Annotated in this window: 15 protein-coding genes; 11 read left to right on the top strand and 4 right to left on the bottom strand. The window is 67.9% G+C overall.

All coding sequences use genetic code 11. The features are described 5' to 3' along the window. The first annotated feature begins 5 nt into the window (after positions 1–5). The 6 genes from QZ951_RS11255 to alr all read left to right on the top strand — a co-directional run bounded on the left by QZ951_RS11255 (position 6) and on the right by alr (position 4,995). Positions 6–959 (top strand): hypothetical protein, encoded by a 954-nt coding sequence (locus QZ951_RS11255; RefSeq protein ID WP_293000687.1) that lies wholly within the window; start codon positions 6–8, stop codon positions 957–959. A gap of 211 nt (positions 960–1,170) precedes the next feature. After that, positions 1,171–1,581, top strand: a complete 411-nt coding sequence (gene rpsF, locus QZ951_RS11250; protein ID WP_293000686.1) for a 30S ribosomal protein S6 — start codon at positions 1,171–1,173, stop codon at positions 1,579–1,581. Positions 1,582–1,584: 3 nt separating this feature from the next. Then, on the top strand, positions 1,585–1,812 hold the full coding sequence (rpsR, locus tag QZ951_RS11245) for a 30S ribosomal protein S18 (protein WP_293000685.1): 228 nt from the start codon (positions 1,585–1,587) through the stop codon (positions 1,810–1,812). Positions 1,813–1,823: 11 nt separating this feature from the next. Further along, a complete protein-coding gene (gene rplI / locus QZ951_RS11240) occupies positions 1,824–2,276 on the top strand; it encodes a 50S ribosomal protein L9 (RefSeq protein WP_293000684.1) in 453 nt (150 codons plus the stop codon). A gap of 252 nt (positions 2,277–2,528) precedes the next feature. Further along, positions 2,529–3,881, top strand: coding sequence for a replicative DNA helicase (dnaB, locus tag QZ951_RS11235; RefSeq protein ID WP_366943880.1), 1,353 nt, complete (start codon positions 2,529–2,531; stop codon positions 3,879–3,881). Between the two features lie 31 nt (positions 3,882–3,912). Further along, on the top strand, positions 3,913–4,995 hold the full coding sequence (gene alr, locus QZ951_RS11230; protein WP_293000682.1) for an alanine racemase: 1,083 nt from the start codon (positions 3,913–3,915) through the stop codon (positions 4,993–4,995). Between the two features lie 113 nt (positions 4,996–5,108). On the opposite strand, the gene QZ951_RS11225 is transcribed toward alr, so the two are convergent. Then, positions 5,109–6,152 carry an efflux RND transporter periplasmic adaptor subunit gene (locus QZ951_RS11225; RefSeq protein WP_293000681.1) on the bottom strand — a complete coding sequence of 348 codons (1,044 nt, stop codon included), beginning with the start codon at positions 6,150–6,152 and terminating at the stop codon, positions 5,109–5,111. A gap of 32 nt (positions 6,153–6,184) precedes the next feature. Beyond that, positions 6,185–9,295, bottom strand: a complete 3,111-nt coding sequence (locus tag QZ951_RS11220) for an efflux RND transporter permease subunit (protein ID WP_293000680.1) — start codon at positions 9,293–9,295, stop codon at positions 6,185–6,187. A gap of 352 nt (positions 9,296–9,647) precedes the next feature. On the opposite strand from QZ951_RS11220, the gene QZ951_RS11215 reads away from it, so the two are divergent. Continuing rightward, the gene (locus QZ951_RS11215) at positions 9,648–11,375 is read left to right on the top strand and encodes a serine hydrolase (RefSeq protein ID WP_293000679.1); all 1,728 of its coding nucleotides are present in this window, start codon (positions 9,648–9,650) and stop codon (positions 11,373–11,375) included. A gap of 64 nt (positions 11,376–11,439) precedes the next feature. On the opposite strand, the gene panE is transcribed toward QZ951_RS11215, so the two are convergent. Further along, positions 11,440–12,372 carry a 2-dehydropantoate 2-reductase gene (panE, locus tag QZ951_RS11210; protein WP_293000678.1) on the bottom strand — a complete coding sequence of 311 codons (933 nt, stop codon included), beginning with the start codon at positions 12,370–12,372 and terminating at the stop codon, positions 11,440–11,442. Between the two features lie 261 nt (positions 12,373–12,633). Between panE and QZ951_RS11205 the strand changes: the two genes are divergently transcribed. Further along, positions 12,634–12,924, top strand: a complete 291-nt coding sequence (locus QZ951_RS11205) for a SemiSWEET transporter (protein ID WP_293000677.1) — start codon at positions 12,634–12,636, stop codon at positions 12,922–12,924. 9 nt (positions 12,925–12,933) lie between these two features. On the opposite strand, the gene QZ951_RS11200 is transcribed toward QZ951_RS11205, so the two are convergent. Then, a complete protein-coding gene (locus QZ951_RS11200; RefSeq protein WP_293000676.1) occupies positions 12,934–14,151 on the bottom strand; it encodes a hypothetical protein in 1,218 nt (405 codons plus the stop codon). Between the two features lie 148 nt (positions 14,152–14,299). On the opposite strand from QZ951_RS11200, the gene imuA reads away from it, so the two are divergent. The 3 genes from imuA to QZ951_RS11185 are packed head-to-tail and all read left to right on the top strand — an operon-like array spanning position 14,300 to position 19,605. Then, a complete protein-coding gene (imuA, locus tag QZ951_RS11195; RefSeq protein ID WP_293000675.1) occupies positions 14,300–14,935 on the top strand; it encodes a translesion DNA synthesis-associated protein ImuA in 636 nt (211 codons plus the stop codon). A gap of 5 nt (positions 14,936–14,940) precedes the next feature. Continuing rightward, complete coding sequence (locus tag QZ951_RS11190) at positions 14,941–16,392, top strand: DNA polymerase Y family protein (RefSeq protein ID WP_293000674.1); 1,452 nt, start codon at positions 14,941–14,943, stop codon at positions 16,390–16,392. A 15-nt stretch (positions 16,393–16,407) separates the two neighbouring features. After that, entirely contained in the window at positions 16,408–19,605 is a 3,198-nt protein-coding gene (locus tag QZ951_RS11185; protein ID WP_293000673.1) for an error-prone DNA polymerase, read from the top strand. Positions 19,606–19,676 lie beyond the last annotated feature (71 nt).

The following is a 19,676-nucleotide window of genomic DNA, read 5'->3' as shown; positions in this document are numbered from 1 at the left end:
TCGGCATGCGCCGCGGGCGTGCGCTGCTGCTGCTGGGGCTGCTGACGCTCGCCGTCGTTCTCTGGTGGCTGATCGCCGAGCGTGCGTCGGCCCCGGTTCCAGCGCCGCCGATCGTTGCCGAATCGACGCCCGCTGCTGCGGAAGCGGCAGAGCCGGCGAAGGCTGCGGTGCCGGCCGCGCCGCGGCAGACCGTGGAGAAGGCCGTCGTCGAGTCCGGCATTCCCGTGCGGCTGGTCCGGCGCGTGCGGATCAAGCCGCCGGCAGGTCGGCTGGCCGATGGCTACGCCGCGCTGCTGCCGGAAGCGATGAGCGGCAATCGCGTGTCGCAGTACCGGCTGGGGCTGCTGCTGTACGAATGCCGCGAGGTTCCGGTCGATCAGGCCGGGCTCGACCGGGACGTCGAAGCGATCCACCAGACCCGCCGTCGCAGCGGCTGGGAAGTGTCGGCGCCAAAGGCCGAGGAAGCGACCCTGCGCCATCTGTACGCGCAGTGCGACGGCATTCCACAGGATGCGCGCACCGGTTTCCGCGACTGGTTGAAGCAGGCTGCAGATGCCGGCGTGATCGAGGCCCAGATCAACCTGCCGCTGAAGATTCCGCCGGACGATTACTGCCAGTTCCTCGCCGAATGCTCGCCGGAACAACGCGCCAAGCAGGAAGCGCTGCAGGCCGAAGCCATCGACTACGTGGGCCGCGCGCGCGAAGCGGGTTCGGTCGCCGCACTGTGGACGTTCGCCGCGTGGTACGCCGAAGGCGAAGTGCTGCCGCAGAACGACATCGAGGCCTACGCCCATTTCCGCGCGCTGGATCAGATCAACGCCGCCGCGAAACAGACGCCGCGCTTCGACAAGCTGCTGGCCGGCATGCGCCAGCGCCTGCGCCCGGTCGATGTCGACGCGGGCGAGGCGCGCTCGCGCGAGCTGCTGTCGAATCCCAATTGCTGCGTGATCACGCCGTGATCCGTGCCGGCGGAACGTCGGCGAGCGTCCAACTCCGTTGAATTGCGCGAAAAGTCGCCAGCCCTTAAACTCCGCGACCTTTCCGGCAGGACGCTGCGTGGTCCAACCGGAAAACCTTGTCCCACCGCCCGTTGCGCTTGCGTCTTAAGCGGGGGACTGTCAGGTCCGGCACCAGCCAGACCGCATCCACAAGGCTGTTTCAGGAGTCTCAATGCGTCATTACGAAATTGTTGTCATGGTCCATCCGGACCAGAGCGATCAGGTTCCGGCCATGATCGAGCGCTACAAGAACATGGTCGAATCCGACGGTGGCAAGGTCCACCGCATGGAAGACTGGGGCCGACGCCAGCTGGCCTATCCGGTCGCCAAGCTGCACAAGGCGCACTACGTGCTGCTGAACGTCGAGTGCTCCGACGCCGTGCTGAAGGAACTCGAAAGCGCCTTCCGCTTCAACGATGCCGTCATCCGCAAGCTGGTCATCCGCATGGACAAGGCGGAAACCGAGCAGTCGCCGCTGTTCAAGGCGCCGGAAGAAGACAAGAAGCCGGAATACAAGCGCAATGCCGAAGGCGAGGCCGCTGCTGCCGACGCCGCCGCCACCACGACCGAAGAGAGCGCGTAAGCCATGTCCCGTTTTTTCCGCAAGAAGAAGAGCTGCAAGTTCACGGCTGAAGGCACCGTCCGGATCGACTACAAGGATCTGGCCACGCTGAAGCAGTACGTCTCCGAGAACGGCAAGATCGTGCCGAGCCGCATCACCGGCACCAAGGCGCGCTACCAGCGTCAGCTCGGTTCGGCGATCAAGAACGCGCGCTACCTCGCGCTGCTGCCGTACACCGACGCCCACGAATAAGAGAAGAACCCATGGAACTGATTCTGCTCGAAAAAGTGACGAACCTCGGCGAACTGGGCGACATCGTCAAGGTCAAGTCCGGCTACGGCCGCAACTACCTGCTGCCGAAGGGCAAGGCGCTGACCGCGACCGCCGGCAACAAGGAAGTCTTCGAAGTTCGCAAGGCCGAACTGATGAAGAAGTACGCCGAAACCCTGAACGCCGCCAAGCTGCGCGCCGCGGCACTCGCCGGCAAGCACGTGACGATCAAGGCGCTGGCCGCCGACGAAGGCAAGCTGTACGGCTCGGTCGGCCCGACCGACATCGCCCGCGCCACCGTCGGCACGCCGTATGTGCTCGAAAAGAGCGAGATCGATCTGCCGGAAGGCCCGATCCGCACCGTCGGCACCTACACGGTGTCGGTGCGCCTGCACTCGGAAGTCGAAGCCTCGCTGATCGTCGTCGTCGAGGAAGAAAAGGCGTAAGCCTGATCGTCTCGGTGACACCGGATCGGCCCGCCTCGCGCGGGCCGATTCGTTTGTGACGGCGCTGCGGACGGCGACGGATCGATCGCATCCCGAGTCGCGGCAGGCGGTCTTTTGCAGTACTTTTCCACAGGTTGTTCCATCGCAGCCGCACGCGATTGCGCGCAAGCTGTCAGGCCGCTTCGAGAATCCACGATGGCCACTCCGTTTCCGAATCCGAACGCTCCCGGTGCCGCGCAGGGCAGCCTGCGGCTGGCCGCCAGCCCGAAGCATCCGCCGCATTCGATCGAGGCCGAGCAGTCGGTGCTCGGCGGCCTGCTGCTCAACAATCGCGCCTGGTACGAACTCGTCGACCAGATCAGCGAGGACGATTTCTACACGCAGGACCACCGGCTGATCTTCCACGCGATCGCCGAATTGCTGAATGCGGCGCGACCCTGCGATTTCGTCACGCTGTCCGAGCATCTGCGCCATCAGGGCAAGCTCGACGAGGCGGGCGGCATCAGCTATCTCGGCACTCTGGCGGCGGATACGCCGTCGGCCGCGAACATCAAGGCCTACGCCGAGATCGTGCGCGAACGCTCGGTGCTGCGCAGCCTGATCGCGGCCGGGCAGGACATTGCCGAGATGGGCTACCAGCCCGACGGCCGCCGACCGGGCGATCTGATCGACGTCGCCGAGCAGCAGGTGTTCGCGATCCGCGCGCGCGGCTCGAAGGCGGCGAGTCAGGCCAAGGACATGCCGACCCTGATGGATGCCATCGAGGACCGGCTGGAGCGCCTGCGCAACAACCCGGACAGCCTCGCCGGCACGCCGACCGGCTTCACCGATCTCGACAACATGACGCAGGGCATGCATGCCGGCGATCTGATCATCGTCGGTGGCCGTCCCGGCATGGGCAAGACCAGCTTCGCGATGAACATCGCCGAGCATGTCGCGATCGTGCTGAAGAAGCCGACGGCGGTGTTCTCGATGGAAATGTCGGCCGAACAGCTGGCGCTGCGCGTGCTGTCGTCGTTCGGCCGCATCGACCAGCAGGCGCTGCGCAGCGGCCAGATGGAAGATCACGATTTCGACAAGCTGGTGTCGGCCAGCGGCCTGCTGCGCGAAGCGCCGCTGTACATCGACGAGACCGGCTCGCTGTCGCCGCAGGAACTGGCCGGCCGCGCCCGGCGCATGGCGATCAAGCACAGCGGTCTGGCGCTGATCGTGGTCGATTACATCCAGCTGATGCAGGTGCCGACCAACCGCGAGAACCGCACCAACGAGATCTCGGAAATCTCCCGATCGCTCAAGGCGCTGGCCAAGGAACTGAAGGTGCCGATCATCGCGCTGTCGCAGCTGTCGCGCTCGCTGGAAGCGCGGCAGGACAAGCGCCCGATCATGTCCGACCTGCGCGAATCCGGCTCGATCGAACAGGACGCCGACATGGTCCTGTTCGTCTACCGCGACGATTACCACAACAAGGAATCGGCGCAGGCGGGCACGGCGGAAATCATCATCGCCAAGCAGCGTTCCGGCCCGACCGGCAAGATCAAGACCGCGTTCCTCGGCAAGTACACGCGCTTCGACAATCTGGCGCCGGAGTATATGTACAACACCTGATGCACCGCTGAACCCTTCTTCGCCAGCCGCAATGCCCATTCCCCGCGTCACCGCGACGGTCGATCTCGCCGCCGTTCGCCACAACCTCTGCTGCGTGCGCGCATTCGCGCCGCAATCGAAAGTGATGGCCGCGATCAAGGCCGATGCCTACGGCCACGGTGCCGTGCCGGTCGCCACGACACTGGCCGAGGCCGGTGTCGATGCCTTCGCCGTGGCCTGTCTCGAGGAAGCCGTGACCTTGCGCGATGCCGGCATCGCCACCCGCATCGCGCTGCTGGAAGGAGTCCTGTCGCGCGACGAGGCCGAGGAAGCCGCGCGGCTCACCTTGGAAATCGTCATCCACGATCGCTGGCAGCTCGACCTGCTGGCCTCGCTGCCGGCGGAGACCCGGCTCGCCGTCTGGTTCAAGCTCGACAGCGGCATGCACCGGCTCGGATTCCCGCTGACCGCGGTGCCGATGCTGTGCGAGGCGCTGGCGGCGCATCCGAACTGGACGCTGCAGGGCTGGATCACCCATCTGGCCTGCGCCGATGACGTCGACAGCCCGATGACCGTAAGGCAGATCGCCGCGTTCGAGACGGCGATGGCCGGCATTGCCGGCGAGCGTTCGATCGGCAATTCCGCCGGCCTGATCGCCTGGCCGCAGGCGCGCGCGAACTGGGTCCGGCCGGGGCTCATGCTGTACGGCGCGAGCCCGATGCCGGGCAAGGTCGGCCGCGATCTCGGCCTGAAGCCGGCGATGAACGTGGCCAGCCGCCTCATTGCCGTGCACGAGGTTGCTGTCGGCGAATCAATCGGTTACGGCGCAACCTTCGTGTGTCCGGAAACGATGCGCGTCGGAGTCGTTGCGGTCGGCTACGCCGACGGCGTGCACCGCATCCTGCCGACCGGCGCGCCGGTGCTGATCCACGACACCCGGGTGCCGATCATCGGCCGGGTGTCGATGGACATGATCACGGTCGACCTGCGCGCGCTGCCGCAGGCCGCCGTCGGCGATCCGGTGCTGCTGTGGGGCGACGGCCTGCCGGCCGAGGAAGTCGCGAACTGGGCCGGCACCCTGGCGTACGAGCTGTTCTGCGGCCTGACCAATCGCGTGCATTACCGCTACGTCTGAGCAGGCGGCGGCGATAGTGTGTATCTGACCCCAATTAAGTCGATAATCTGTATCTGACCCCAATTAAGTCGATAATCTGTATCTGACCCCAATTAAGTCGTATCTGACCCCAATTAAGTCGCCGAACGGCCGTCGGTGCGGACTTTGACGATGTCGATGGCGTCGCCGTCGCGCAGGCCTTCGGCACCGCGGATGATGACGCGCTCGCCGGGCTTCAGCGCGCCGTCGATCACCACCCATTCGCCTTCGGCGACGCCGGTCTTGACCGGGACCCGGACCACGGTCTTGCCGTCGCCGGCGACGCGGAACACGGCGAGACCGTCCTGACGGATGACGACCGCGTCGCGCGGCACGGCCAGCGCCTGCTGCGGCGTGCCGAGCGGCACTTCGACCGACAGGCTGCGGCCGACGGCGATCGGCGGATCGCTGGCCGGCACGTCGATCAGCGCCTCGAAGCTCTGCGTGCGGGCATCGCCGACCGGCACCACCGCGCGCACGGTGGCATTGGCCGTGCGGCCGTCGCCAAGGCGCAGGCGCACCATGCTGCCGGGATGGATCGCAGCGACATGGCGCAGCGGCAGGAACAGGCGAATCTCGGCACGGCCGGCGTCCTGCAGGCGCGCCACGACATCGCCACGGTTCACTTCCTCGCCGACGCGGCGCAGCCGTTCGGCCACGACGCCGGCGAATGGCGAGCGGACTTCGGCGCGGGACAGGCGCTCGTCGGTCTGGCTGAGCGTGGCTTTCGCGATCTGCAGATCGGCCTCGGCCAGATCGCGCGTGTTCTCGGCCTGATCGAGCTGCACGCGGCTGATGGCATCGCCGCTGGCCTTCAGGCGCTCGAATTCGCGTTGTGCCTGCCGCAGCGCGACTTCGCCACGGCTGACCCGGGCCGCCTGCTCCGCGCGCAGCAGCCGCACGTCGTCGACATCGACCCGCGCGATCAGCCCCCCGCGCGCCACCGTCGTGCCGGGCTCGGCCACGTAACTGAGCCGGCCCTGGATTCCGGCGGCGATGTCGGCGCCGCTGCGCGACTGCACCTGGCCGGTCGCGATGACCTGCGGCGTCATCGACTTGATCGCCGCGGCCGTCACTTCAACGGCCACCGGCGGTTTGCCCGGCTGCGCCTGCAGCGGCGCGGCAGCGACTGCCAGCATTGCGAAGAGCACCTGAACTTTCATCGGCACACTCATGATTGGATGGGGGAAACGGCTGTCGAGGCCGACGAGGGCGACGGCGCGCGAGCCAGCAGCCGAGCTTCGCCGAGCCGCAGCAGCGCCGGCATCAGGAACCAGGTGAACAGGGTGCCGACGGTCATGCCGCCGGCGACCACCGCGGCCAGCCCGCGATAGATCTCGGCGCCGACGCCGGGCAGGAAGATCAGCGGCAGCATGCCGAGCACGGCGGTCAGCGTCGACAGCACGATCGGCCGGGCGCGCGTGGTCAGGGCGTCGAGCACGGAATCGCGGGGCGCGGCACCCTCGCGCAGGCGGGCGCGCGCCTGATCGACCAGCAGGATCGCGGCGTTGACGACGAGACCCAGCAGGATGATGAAGCCGATCATCGTCAGCAGGTCCAGCGCCTGGAACCCGAACAGGCCCAGCAGCCGCAGGGTGGCGATGCCGCCGGCCATCGATACCGGGATCACCAGCATCACCAGGGTGGCATCCCACAGCGAACGGAACAGCGCGGCCATGAGCGCCAGCAGGATCAGCAACGCCAGTGCGAAATTGCTGGCCATGGTGCCGAGCGCCTGCTGCAGGTCGTTGGCGGTACCGGCATAGGACAGCTGGACGTTCGGCGCCATGGCCGCGCGCACCGACGGCTCGACCTGGTCCTTGAGCCGATCCAGCGCCTCGTCGATGCTCATGGTGTCCGGCGGCTCGAAGTTCACCGACACGGTCTTGCGGCCGTTGACCCGGATCAGCTGCGATGGTCCGACCGTCTGCGAGATCGTCGCCAGTTCGCCCACCGTCTGCACGCCGGCGTTCGGCGTGGCGATCGGCAGCTCGGCCAGCGCTTCCGGGGTGTGCCAGTCGTGGCTCTTGATGATGATGTCGAGCCGCTCGTTGCCGTCGAAGTACTCGCCGGCCCACAGCCCGCCGGTGAACGCGCGCAGCGCGCTGCCGACTCCGTTGCGATCGAGCCCGGCGCGGGCAATGCGCCATTCGTCCGGCTTGAGCTGCAGTTCCGGCTGGTTCAGCTCCAGCGCTGGCTGGGTCTGCGGAAAGGTGCCGGGAATCGCCTGCGGAATCGCCTTTTCGGCCACTGCGGCGGCGGCCATCAGCGCTTCGAGATCAGGCCCCTGCAGGAGCAGTTCGATATTGCGGGCGTTGTTGCCGTCGAGGCTGAACAGCGAGCCCTGATAGGCGAATGCGCGCACGTCCGGCAGGCCGGCCAGCACCTTCGTCCGCAGCAGATCGACCACGGCCTGGGTTTCGCGCGGATTCTTCGCGTACGCCACCACCACGCCGCCGCCCCAGTTGCCGCCGGCGGAAAAGTTGTAGTACCGGATGGCCGGGGATGCCGTGCCTTCGAGATGCGGCCGCAGGCGCTCGATCACCAGCGGCGCGATCTCCTTCTCGAAGGTCGCGATGTTGCCGCCGGGCGGCGTCCGGAAACTGCCCCAGACGTTGTCGGTCTGCGCCACCGGCAGATAGTCCGGCTTCGGCGCGGCCAGCCAGACGAACAGCAGGCTGCCCGGCACCAGCACGGCAATCCAGGCGGCGCGCGCCAGCGGCCGGTCGGTCGCCCTCATCGCGAGGCGCGCCATGCTGCGCCACCAGTGCGGATGCTGGTCCTCGTCGATCTTCCGGGCCAGCGCCCAGCGGTTCGCGGCCGGAATCAGCGTCATCGCCACCAGCAGCGAAGCGGCGTGGCTGACGCTCATGGTGATCGCCAGGTCGCGGAACAGCTGGCCTTCGAGGCCTTCGATGAACAGCACCGGCAGGAAGATCGCCACGCTGGTCATCATCGAGGCCAGCAGCGCCGGCACCACTTCCGCTGTCCCTTCGAGCGTCGCTTCCCGCGCCGTGCGGCCCAGTTGCAGATAGCGCAGCACGTTGCCCTGGACGATCAGGGCAGCGTCGATGACGATGCCGGTGGAAAACGCCAGCCCGGCCAGCGAGATCACGTTCAGGCTGCGCCCGAGCAGCTGCAGCGTCAGCACGGCGAAGGCCAGCGACAGCGGAATGCTCGCGGCAATCACCAGCAGCGCGCGCGGACCCCGGAGGAAGTACCAGAGGCCGCCGACCACCAGCAGCACGCCGACGATCAGCGACTCCTGCACGAAGCCGATCGCGCGGCGCACGTACAGGCTGGCGTCCCACGACAGGTCGGCGATCAGCTTTTCCTGTGCCAGCGGGCCGGCGTTGAGTTCGGCCAGCGCCAGCTTCACGCCTTCGAGCACGGCGACGATGTTGGCTTGCGACGTGCGCTGCACGGTCATGTAGTAGCCGGGCACACCGTTGCGGTAGCTGAACGCCTGCTGGTCCTGCAGGCCGATGGCGATGTCGGCGACCTCGCGCAGGTACAGCGGGCGGTCGCCGCTCCAGCCGACGATCAGGCTGCCGAGCTCGGCCACTGGCTCGCGGCCGGTGAAGCGCACGGTGAACTGGCGCCGGCCGATGTTGACGAAGCCCGCGGACGCGTCACGTGCCGCGATCACCGCCTGCGCCAGCTGCTGCGGCGTCAGGTTCTGGGCGGCGAGGCGATGTGGATCGAAGCGGATCTGCACCTCGCTCGGCCGGCCGCCCTCGAGCTGCACCTGCGACACGCCGTCGACGCGCGCCAGACGCGGTTCGACCACTTCCTCCATCAGCTTCTGGTAGGTCGCGGCGAGGTCCTTGGTGTCGTTGCCGGGCAGCGGGCGCACGAGGATCGATGCGGCGTTCTCGCGCAAGCCGCCACCGCCGTCGAAGACCTGCGGCTCGTCGGCATCCGGCGGCAGCGGCGGCAGGCGGTTGATGCGCGAGATCACGTCGAGCATGACGCGGGTCATGTCGGTGCCGATGGCGAAGTTCAGGCTGACGCTGCCGCCACCGCGGAAGATCTGCGAACGCATCCGGGTGACGCCGGGCAGGCCGCGCATAGCGTCCTCGACCGGCTCGATCAGCGCTTCCTCGACTTCGCTCGGAGCCGCTTCGCGCCAGCCGACGTTGATGAAGATCTGCGGCTCGGCCGTATCCGGCAGCAGCTGCGCCGGCAGCCGGATCAGCGCCAGCAGGCCGAACAGCAGCACCAGCAGGCCTGCCGCGGCGATGGCCGCCGGATTCGCTGCCGCGTATTGCGTGATTCGCATGTGTCCGATCCCCCGATCGCCGTGCCGCCAGTCGGACGCGCGGTCCGTTAGTGTTGGACTCGCGCCGGCGGCCGATGGTTTGAGTCGCCGGCCGAGGTCACTCGTGTCATCACGGTCGTCATCGCGAGCGGTGCCGCGCCCCCGCACTGTGCGCTGAAGCACAGCGCCGTCGCGCCGACATGCGCCTGACACCGGATGTCAGGGTTCGGAAACAGACCGGATACCGCCGCTCCGTAGCGTGGTGCTCAGCGGGTCCGTAGCCGGTTCCCGCACCCACCACCGGGCCGGAATCGATCCGCGCAGCCCCTGCGCGACGACCACCGGCGATTCGAGGCACCTCAGGAGCCATCCCATGTCCAGCACCACGCTGCAGAGCGGCCCGCCGGCCGATCCGTTGTCCATCAGTGAAAGCGCGAGCGAGAAGCGCATCCGCGCGCGAGTCGAAGCCGAAATGAAGTCCCAGGGCATTCCCGGCATGACCGTGGCGGCCAAGCGCAACGGCAAGACCGTGTTCAGCAAGGCGTACGGCCACGCCGATGTCGCCTCCGGCAAGGCGATGACCACCGACACGCGCGCCCGCATCGGCAGCGTCAGCAAGGCAACGGTCACCGGCCCCAGCGGCTATCAGGCGCTGGCCAAGGCCCGCTTGAGCATCGACGCCAAGATCTACGGCGCCGGCGGCGTGCTGGCGGGCGATTTCGCCGACGACATCGCGATCCATGCGCGGCGCTGGCAGCCGGCCATCGACATGGACATCGGCGCCGAAGACCGGGTCTACACCTGGTATCGCAACGGAACGTACACGATCGGCGCCAGCACCGATCTCAATCGCCACGAGCCGGCACAGCCGTTCAAGCTGCCGCCCGGCTTTGCGATCGAAGACCTGGTGGCGGTGTCGATCAACGCATCCGGCAATGTCTACTCCTGGTGGGACAATGCCCGGGTCGATTCGACCGACAGCCCGAAGCTGCGGCTGTCGATCGGCAAGGTCAGCGATCTGGGCTCGGAGAGCAAAGGTTTCGAGGATACGGTGAGCCTGCCGGCCGGCAGCGGCCTGACCGTGTTCAACATCGTCGGCATGGCCATCGCCAAGTCGAGCGGCCGCGTCTACACCTGGTTCGACAACGGCACGGTCAGCGTCGGCACGGCGACCGATCTCGATGCGCACGAAGCGCCGAAGCCGTACCAGCTGCCGCCGGGCATTGCCTCGTACCACGTGCGCGGCATGGCCATCTCGCAGGACGACAACGTCTACGGCTGGTACAGCAACGCCAAGGCCAGCTGCGGCAGCTCGACCCATCTCGCGTCGCGCATCCCGCTGTACGACTACGAATACATCGCCCCGTCACCGGGAGCCAGCCACGATCTGGGCACCTGGTTCAACGACATCACGGCACGGCACCTGTACGACCACCGCGCCGGCTTCACCCGCAGCGGCGATGCCGAAGGGGCGGCGGCGATGTTTGGCGGCAACGCCACGACCGTCAAATACCGCGAAATCCATCGGCATTTCCTGCGCACCCGCAAGCTGCTGGGTGCGCCGGGCAGCGTGTCGTCGTACTCCAATCACGGCTTCGGGGTCTGGACGCTGATGATCGAGAAACTGTCGAAGAAGGCATTCCGCGACTACGTCCGCGAGGAGTTCCTCGGGCCGCTGGGGCTGGCCGAGGAAATCGTGCCCAATTCGGCCCAGCCGGCCGGCCGTGACTCGGTGGACTACACCGGCGATGGCAAGGGCGGAATCAAGATCGTGCCGCCGGCCAACGCCGGCACCGGCCTGGCGGCCGGCGGCTTCCGCGCTTCGGCACTCGGGTTGACGCGCCTGACCTCCGCGCTCCGCGACGCGTACACGCCAAGCCAGATGAACGAGATGGGCTGGGGCGGCAGCGACAAGAAGCTGAGCCACAATGGTTTGCTCGGCGGCGGCATGGCGCACATGACGATCTTCGGCCCCGGCAGCACCGACGGCGCTGGCAACAGCCTCGATGGCCTGCATGTCGCCGTGGTCGCCAATTGCGACCGCGACGTGAGCGCGCTGTCGAAGCTGGTCGATGCCATTGCCGACGAGCTGACGCCGTAAGCGTCACGATGCAGCCCGCGCCGCCCGGAGAGCATCCAGTTTCCGGGCGGCGTCCGGCTGCCGGTCAGCGCTTGCGCGATTTCTTGAGACCGGACTCGTAGATCTTCAGGCTGGCGTACGCGGCCTTCAGCAGCGGCGATGCCAGTCCATGCGCGTCACCGCGGTCGATCAGGTCGCCGAGGATGTGATCGGCTTCGACCTGCCCACCGCTTTCGAGATCGCGCAGCATCGAGGCCTTGGCTGGCGAGCCCGGCTCGGTCAGCAGCGTGCGGATGCCGTCGAGCACGGCCGGGCGGGGCGCGCGACCATGCGATTCGGCAATGGTCTGGCATTCGTCGATCAGCGCCAGCATCAGTTCCCGGCCCTGATCGGTGGCGACGATGTGGCCGACATCGGTGCGCATCAGGCAAGTCATGCCGGCAAGGCTGGCCAGCATCACCCATTTTTCCCACAGCGCCTGGCGGATGCTGGCGCTGGAGCGGCCGTCGAAGCGGCAGCCGTTCAGCAGCCGGTCGATCAGTTCCACCCGCGGCGTGTGCTGATCGTCCGGCTCTCCGAAACGCAGCGCGTGCATCTCCGACATGTGTTCGATCGCGCCATCGCCGCCCAGGCGCACGGCGATCGAGCACAGCCCGCGCAGCACCTGTTCGGGACCGAAGCGGTTGTCGAGCACCTCGAAATGGCGCAAGCCGTTCAGCAGCGGCAGCACGGCGGTTTCCGGCCCCACGGCCGGGGCGATCGCCTCGATCGCCGAATCAAGGTCGTAGGCCTTGCAGGCGAGGATCACCAGATCGAAGGTTTCATGGACATGGCCGCTGATCAGCACGCGCGGCTTCAGGCGCAGATCGCCGTGCGGGCTGCGGATCACCAGCCCGTTGCCGCGCAGTTGCGCGGCACGATGCTCGCGCACCAGAAAACTGACATCGCGGCCGGCATCCAGCATTCGCCCGCCGAAGTAACCGCCGGTGGCGCCGGCTCCGAGGATCAGCACTTTCATCGTCGTGACAGGGCCTGTGGTTCTGAACCGATGCCGCTGACCGTGGCACGGCGGCAGTGTCCTCGTCGAGCAGTTTTTCGAGAACAGGATCGGCAACCGCGTGAGCAAGGGCCGTGCCGACGAAGGCGTCGAGATCGGTCCGTCTGGCGCGGGCGCTTCGGTTCGCGCGGAGCCCGCGACGGCAGCGCGGATGCTCCGCAGCCGGAGCGCCGGATTCGGTAAGGTTGCCGGACCCGCTCCGCGTCCGCCGTGCTGCCTTCGATGACCGCTCCATTCGCCCTCACGCCGCCGCAACTCGACCTGCTCGGCTACCTTGCCGCCGGCTGCACCACGCTGTCGTTCGTGCCGCAGGTCTGGCAGGTCTGGCGCACGCGCTCGGCGCGCGACATTTCCGGGGTCATGTACGGTTTCTTCGTGATCGGCGTGGCGCTGTGGGCGTTGTACGGCTGGGTGCTGAATGCGTGGCCGATCATCCTCGCCAACGTCACGACCCTGTTGCTGGCCGGCTCGGTGTTGCTGATGAAATGGCGCTTTGACCGGCCGCGCCGCTGAGACCGGGCGCTATTCGACTTCGGCATCCGGAATGCGGCTGAACGCGATGCGCATCGGCGCGCGGTCCTTGGCGCGGTGGGCGGCACCGAAATACAGCGTGTTCTTGCCGAACTTCTGGTTGATCCTGTCGACCATCCCGTTCAGCGCGGGCTTCGGACGATCCTCGGCGAACAGCGGCAGCGTTTCGTGGCCCTGTTCGCTCAGTTCGCCCAGCACCACGCCGACCTTCAGCAGCTTCGGCTGACCCGGCCCGCGCGGCCGCCGCGCCCACAGCGCGTCGAGGTGATGGCCGAGCGCCAGACTGTCGCTGGTGGCGCCGAAGCGGCCGTCGGCCTGCCAGTGGCGGCGGTCGATGGTGCGCAGGCTGATCTGCATCGCGCCCGTGCTCAGGCCCAGCCGGCGCAGGCGCATCGCCGCCTTCTGCAGCATCCGGTGGATCACGGCGTGACCGTCGCGCTCGTTGCGCATCTCCGGCGGCAGCACGTGCGAATGGCCGATGCTGCGGCGCTCGGTCGAAGCCTGGTACCAGGCTTCGCCGCGCAGCCGCCGCCAGAAATCCTCGCCACCGACGCCACCCCAGATCTCGCGCAACTGCAGCTTGCTGGCCGCGCACAGCTGCTCGACGCTCCGGATGCCGGCCTCGTTCAGCCGCCGCTCCATGTTCGCGCCGATGCCGCAGAGATCGCGCAGTTCCAGCCGGTACAGCGCCTGCGGCAGGTCTTCCGGACGCAGCACGACCAGGCCATCGGGCTTCTGCATGTCGCTGGCGGTCTTGGCCAGCCACGGGTTCTCGGCAATGCCGACCGAGCAGGTCAGGCATTCGCCGACTTCCTCGACGATCGCCCGCTTGATCCGCCGGCCGAGCTGCACCGCACCGTCCCAGGTCTGGAAGCCGGCCGGCAGCTCGCAGATGAACTCGTCGATCGACGGCGGCGGCCCCAGCAGCGGTGCCAGCCGTTCGACCACGGCCTTGATCGCCTCGTGCACCTGCACGTAGCGCGGCGGTCGCGCCTGCACGATGACGATGTCCGGACACAGCACGCGGGCCTCGGCGATGCGCGTGCCGGTCTTCACGCCATGGCGTTTCGCAGCCTGACTGGCGGCGATGCACGAGGTGGTTTCGGACTGCACCGGCGCCACCGCGACCGGCCGGTTGCGCAGTTCCGGCGCGTCCTGCTGTTCGACGGAAGCAAAAAACGAATTGAGATCAAGCGCTAGCACGGGCATGGGATGCACACCGCCACAGGGGACTGTATAAATATACATATCTTGTGGCGTGCGAGGTGGCCATGAACATCGTCAATTCCGTTTCATCCCATTCAATCAATGACTTGCCGTCACTTCATGAAGTGATTGACGGGTCTGGGGCAGCGCCGTGACCGCCCCGGCACCGTCCCTGAGCGAGGTGCTGGCCCGGCCGGACATCTGGCGCGGCGGCGATTTTGCCCGGGTCACTGCCGAGCCCAGCGGCTACTCCGAGCTGGATCGGCGACTGCCGGGCGGTGGCTGGCCGGTCGGTGCGCTGACCGAGCTGTTTCCGGAGCGGCAGGGCATCGGCGAGATGCAATTGGTGCTGCCGTGGGTGGCGCGGCTGACGCAGGCCGGCGGCCGGGTGGCGATGGTCGATCCGCCGCATCTGCCGTTCGCGCCAGCCCTGGCGCGGGCCGGCGTGGTGCTGAGCCGTTTGCTGCTGGTGCGGCCGCAATCCGAGGATGGCGGCCTGTGGGCGACCGAACAGATCCTGCGCGCCGGCCCCTGCGGCGCGGTGCTGGCCTGGCCGGGGCGGCTTGGGCAGGTCGAACTCAAGCGCTTCCAGCTCGCCGCCGAAGCCGGCAAGACCACGGCGCTGATGTTCCGCGAACCTGCGGCTGCGGCCGAATTCTCGCCGGCCGCATTGCGCCTGAAGCTCGCGGCCCGGCCCGGCGGACTGAGGATCGATGTCTTCAAGTGCCGCGGCGGCACGCCGGCGGCGGTCGACCTGCTGCTGCCAGCGCTCGCCGCCACCGGCTGATCGCCATGCTCTGGCTCTGCCTGCATCTGCCGCAGTTCGCGATCGAGGCGATCGGCGAAAGCGGACCGGATCACGTGGTCACCGGCCGTCGTGGCGCGCGCCGCTGGGTGATCGCGGGTGCGGCCGATCGCATCGCGCCGGGCACTGACTGGGGCACGGTGCAGACCTTGCACCCGGAGATTCGTGCCGTCGAACGCCGGCCGCGCGCCGAGCGTGATGCGATGGCGGCACTGGCGGCCTGGGCCTATCGCTACGGCTCGGAACTGGTCTGGGAAATCACCGAAAGCGAGCTGGACTACGGTCTGCCGTGCGCGCTGCTGTGGGTCGACATCGGCGCCAGCCTGAAGCTGTTCGGCGGGCTGGACGCCTTGCTGGCGGATTTCGATGCCGGCTTTGCCGACAGCGGTCACCGTGGCCAGCGCGGCGTGGCGCCGACCCTGGAAGCCGCGGCGGTGCTGGCGCGGCTCGGGCTGTCGCGGCCGATCGGCGACCTCACCGAACTGCCGGCCGTGCTCGATCCGCTGCCGCTGCCGGCACTGCCGCTGGAGCCGAAGGTGCAGGACGCCTTGAAGGCGGTCGGCCTGAGCACGGTCGGCGAACTGCTGAATCTGCCCGCTGCGCCGCTGGCCAAGCGCCACGGCCCGGCGTTCACGCTGTATCTGGATCGCCTGCTCGGCCGTCGCCCGGACGTGCGGCCGCGCTACCGTCTGCCGCCGAAGTACCAGCGGCGTTTCGATCTGCTCGGCGAAGTCGAGCACAGCGAAGGCCTGCTGTTCCCGTTGCAGCGCATGACCCGCGAACTCGGCCATTTCCTGAAAGCCCGTGACACCGGCCTGCAGGCGTTTCGGCTGACCCTGAACCACGGCCGCGCCAGCGGCGGCAAACCGCAGCCGGACACCGTGCTCGACCTGCGGCTGGCGAGTCCCGCACGCGATGCCGAACGCCTGCTGCGGGTGCTGCGCGAACGGCTCGGCCGCCTGCCGCTGCCGGCCCCGGTGCGCAGCCTGAAGCTGACTGCCGAGCATTTCATCGAGCCGCCGACCGGTCAGGGCGACCTGTTCGACAACCATGCCGGCGATGACGAAGCCTGGAGCCAGCTGGTCGAAAAGCTGATCGCCCGGCTCGGTGCCGAGGCGGTGACCGCGCTCGGCCTGATCGCCGATCACCGTCCCGAACGCAGCTGGCGGCTGCGCGCCTGCGATGCACCGCCGCCGTCTCCGGCTGCGCTTCCGAGTCTCGCCGAACTGCCGCCACGGCCGATCTGGCTGATCGACCCGCCGAAGCCGCTGGCGGCACCACCGGCGCGGATCGCCGGCTTCGAGCGTCTGGAAGGCGGCTGGTGGGACGGCGACGACGTGCAGCGCGACTACTACCGCAGCGAGGTCCACGGCAGCGGCCTGTGGGTCTACCGCGACCGCCGCAGCGAAGGCTGGTTCCTGCACGGCGTCTGGGCCTGATCGCGCGGCAGCACGATGCCCGAAGGACGGAATCCGGTCGACGAGACGCCTGCGGCCGAACGCGGCCGGCAGCTGGCGCGGCTGGTGGCGCCACTGCCGGCGGCAGCGCAGCGCGAATTGTCGATCGGGCCGGCCATCGATTACGCCGAGCTGCATTGCCTGTCGCACTACAGCTTCCTGCGCGGCGCCTCGTCGCCGGCGCAATTGATCGAGGCCGCGCAGGCGCAGGGCTACACGGCACTGGCGATCACCGATGAATGCTCGATGGCTGGCGCGGTGCAGGCCCATGTCGCGGCGAAAGCGCGCGGTTTCAAGCTGATCATCGGCGCCGAGTTCCGGCTCGACGATGGCCTGCGCTTCGTGCTGCTGGCCCCGGATCACGCGGCCTACAGCCAGATCTGCCGGCTGATCACCGTCGGCCGCCGCGCCGCCGAGAAAGGTGACTACTTCCTGACTCGCGCCGATCTGATCCAGCTCGACCGCACCCTGGCGCTGTGGCTGCCGCCGGATGACGATGCGCAGGCCGAAGGCGAGGGCCGCTTCATTGCCACCATCTTCGGCGATCGCGCCTGGATCGCCGTCGAACTGCATCGCAACGGCGACGATCGTGCCCGATTGAACCGCCTGCAGAGCTTGGGCCGTCATCTCAACCTGCGCTGCACGGCCGCCGGCGACGTCCACATGCATGTCCGCGAAGCGCGCGCGCTGCAGGACACGGTGACCGCGATCCGTCACGGCCTGGCGCTGGAAGATTGCGGCGCGCGGCTGTTCCCGAATGGCGAGCGCCATCTGCGGCCGATCGCCGAACTGCGCAGCCTGTATCCGGATGCGCTGCTGGCTGAAGCAGCCGCCATCGCCGCCCGCTGCACGTTCACGATGGCCGGGCTGAACTACGAGTATCCGCACGAACTGGTGCCGGCCGGCGAAACCCGTGCGAGCTGGCTGCGGGTGCTGACCGAGCAGGGTGTGCGCGAGCGCTGGCCAGAAGGCGAATCGGCCGCAGTGCGCAAGACCATCGAGATGGAACTCGAACTGATCACCGAGCTGAAGTACGAAGCGTTTTTCCTGACGGTTCACGACATCGTCCGCTGGGCGCGGGCGCGCACTCCGGAAATCCTGTGCCAGGGGCGCGGTTCGGCGGCCAATTCGGCGGTCTGCTATGCGTTGGGCATCACCTCGGTGAACCCGGCCGAGCAGCGGCTGCTGTTCGGCCGTTTCCTGTCGCGCGAGCGCAACGAGCCGCCGGACATCGACGTCGATTTCGAGCATCAGCGCCGCGAGGAGGTGATGCAGTACATCTACGCCAAGTACGGCCGCGAGCGCGCCGCGCTGGCGGCAACGGTGATCCGCTATCGCCGGAAATCGGCGATCCGGGATGTCGGCAAGGCCTTGGGCATCGGCCCCGACGAGATCGACCGCCTCGCCAATTCGCTGGCCTGGTGGGACGAGCCGGACAGCCTGCCGACCCGCCTGCGCGAGCAGGGTTTCGATCCGGACGCACCGGTCGTCGCGCGCTGGCTGATGCTGGTCAAGGCGCTGATCGGTACGCCGCGCCATCTGTCGCAGCATGTCGGCGGCTTCGTCATTTCCGAGCATCCGCTGCACGAGCTGGTGCCGGTCGAGAACGCGGCGATGCCGGACCGCACGATCATCCAGTGGGAGAAGGACGATCTTGAAGCGCTGGGTCTCTTGAAGGTCGATTGCCTGGCGCTCGGCATGCTGAGCGCGATCCGCCGGATGTTCGCGTTCATCGAGCGCCAGACCGGCAGTGCGCCGACCATTGCCAGCATCCCGCGCGACGACCCCGAGACCTTCGCGATGATCCAGCGCGGCGAGACGGTCGGCGTGTTCCAGATCGAATCGCGCGCACAGATGAGCATGTTGCCGCGGCTGAAACCCGCCAACTTCTACGATCTGGTGATCCAGATCGCGATCGTCCGGCCGGGGCCGATCCAGGGCGGCATGGTTCACCCGTACCTGAAGCGCCGCAGCGGGCTGGAACCGGTGATCTACCCGAGCGAAGCGCTGGAGCAGGTGCTGGGCCGAACGCTCGGTGTGCCGCTGTTCCAGGAGCAGGTGATCGAGATCGCCAATGTCGCTGCCGGCTTCACGCAGGGCGAGGCCGACCAGCTTCGCCGCTCGATGGCGGCCTGGGGCAAGGACGGTTCGCTGCTGCCGATGCGGCAGCGCCTGCTCGACGGCATGACCGTCAAGGGCTACGAACGCGCGTTCGCCGAACAGATCTTCGAGATGATCAAGGGCTTCGGCAGCTACGGCTTTCCGGAGTCGCATTCGGCCAGTTTCGCGCTGTTGGCCTATGTCTCGTCATGGATCAAGTGCCATCACCCGGCGGCGTTCTTCGCAGCACTGGTCAACAGCCAGCCGATGGGCTTCTACGCGCCGGCGCAGCTGATCCGCGAAGCGCGGCGGTCCGGTGTCGAGGTGCGGCCGGTCGATGTCGTCAACAGCGACTGGGATTGCAGCGTGGTCCGTGATCGCAACGGCCGGCCGGCGATCCGGCTCGGGCTGCGGCTGGTGTCCGGATTGTCGGAAGAGATTGCCCGGCGGATCGTCGCGGCGCGGCGGCAGCGGCCGTTCGCCGATGTCGAGGATCTGGTCGCGCGGGCCGGCATCGAGACCCGCGAACGCCGCCTGCTGGCCAAGGCCGATGCGCTGCGCCGGCTCGCCGGTCATCGCCACGATGCCAACTGGCAGGTGCAGGGGCTCGACGATTTGCCGCCGATGCTGGCCGGCCATGCGGCGACCGACCCCGATGTGACGCTGCGTGCGCCTGAAGAAGCCGAAGACGTGCTGGCCGATTACCAGAGCACCGGGCTTACCTTGCGGCGTCATCCGCTGGCGCTGTTAAGGCCGAAGCTGGCGCAGCTGGGGGTGCGCACGTCGGCCGATATGGCCGCACTGGCGCACGGGCAGGGCGTGCGCGTTGCCGGTCTGGTGCTGAACCGGCAACGCCCGCAGACCGCGAAAGGCGTGCTGTTCATGACGCTGGAAGATGAGACCGGCTGCCACAACCTGATCGTCTGGAAGCGCGCCTTCGATGCCCAGCGCGCCACGGTGCTCGGCAGCCGGATGCTGATCGTGGTCGGCGAACTGCAGAAAGTCGATGGCGTGACGCACATCGTCGCCAAGCGCTTCCGGGATGCCAGCGACTGGATCGCTGGGCTGCCGGTGTCGTCGCGCAATTTCCACTGAGTGCGTTCCCAAGAAGGCGTCGCCCACAAAAAAGCGCCGACGAACGGCGCTCGAGCAGACTGGTAAAGCGC

The sequence above is a fragment of the Nevskia sp. genome, from assembly GCF_021732705.1.
In the GTDB taxonomy this organism is placed as follows: Bacteria; Pseudomonadota; Gammaproteobacteria; order Nevskiales; family Nevskiaceae; genus Nevskia.
This window is presented reverse-complemented; position numbering and strand designations above follow the sequence as displayed.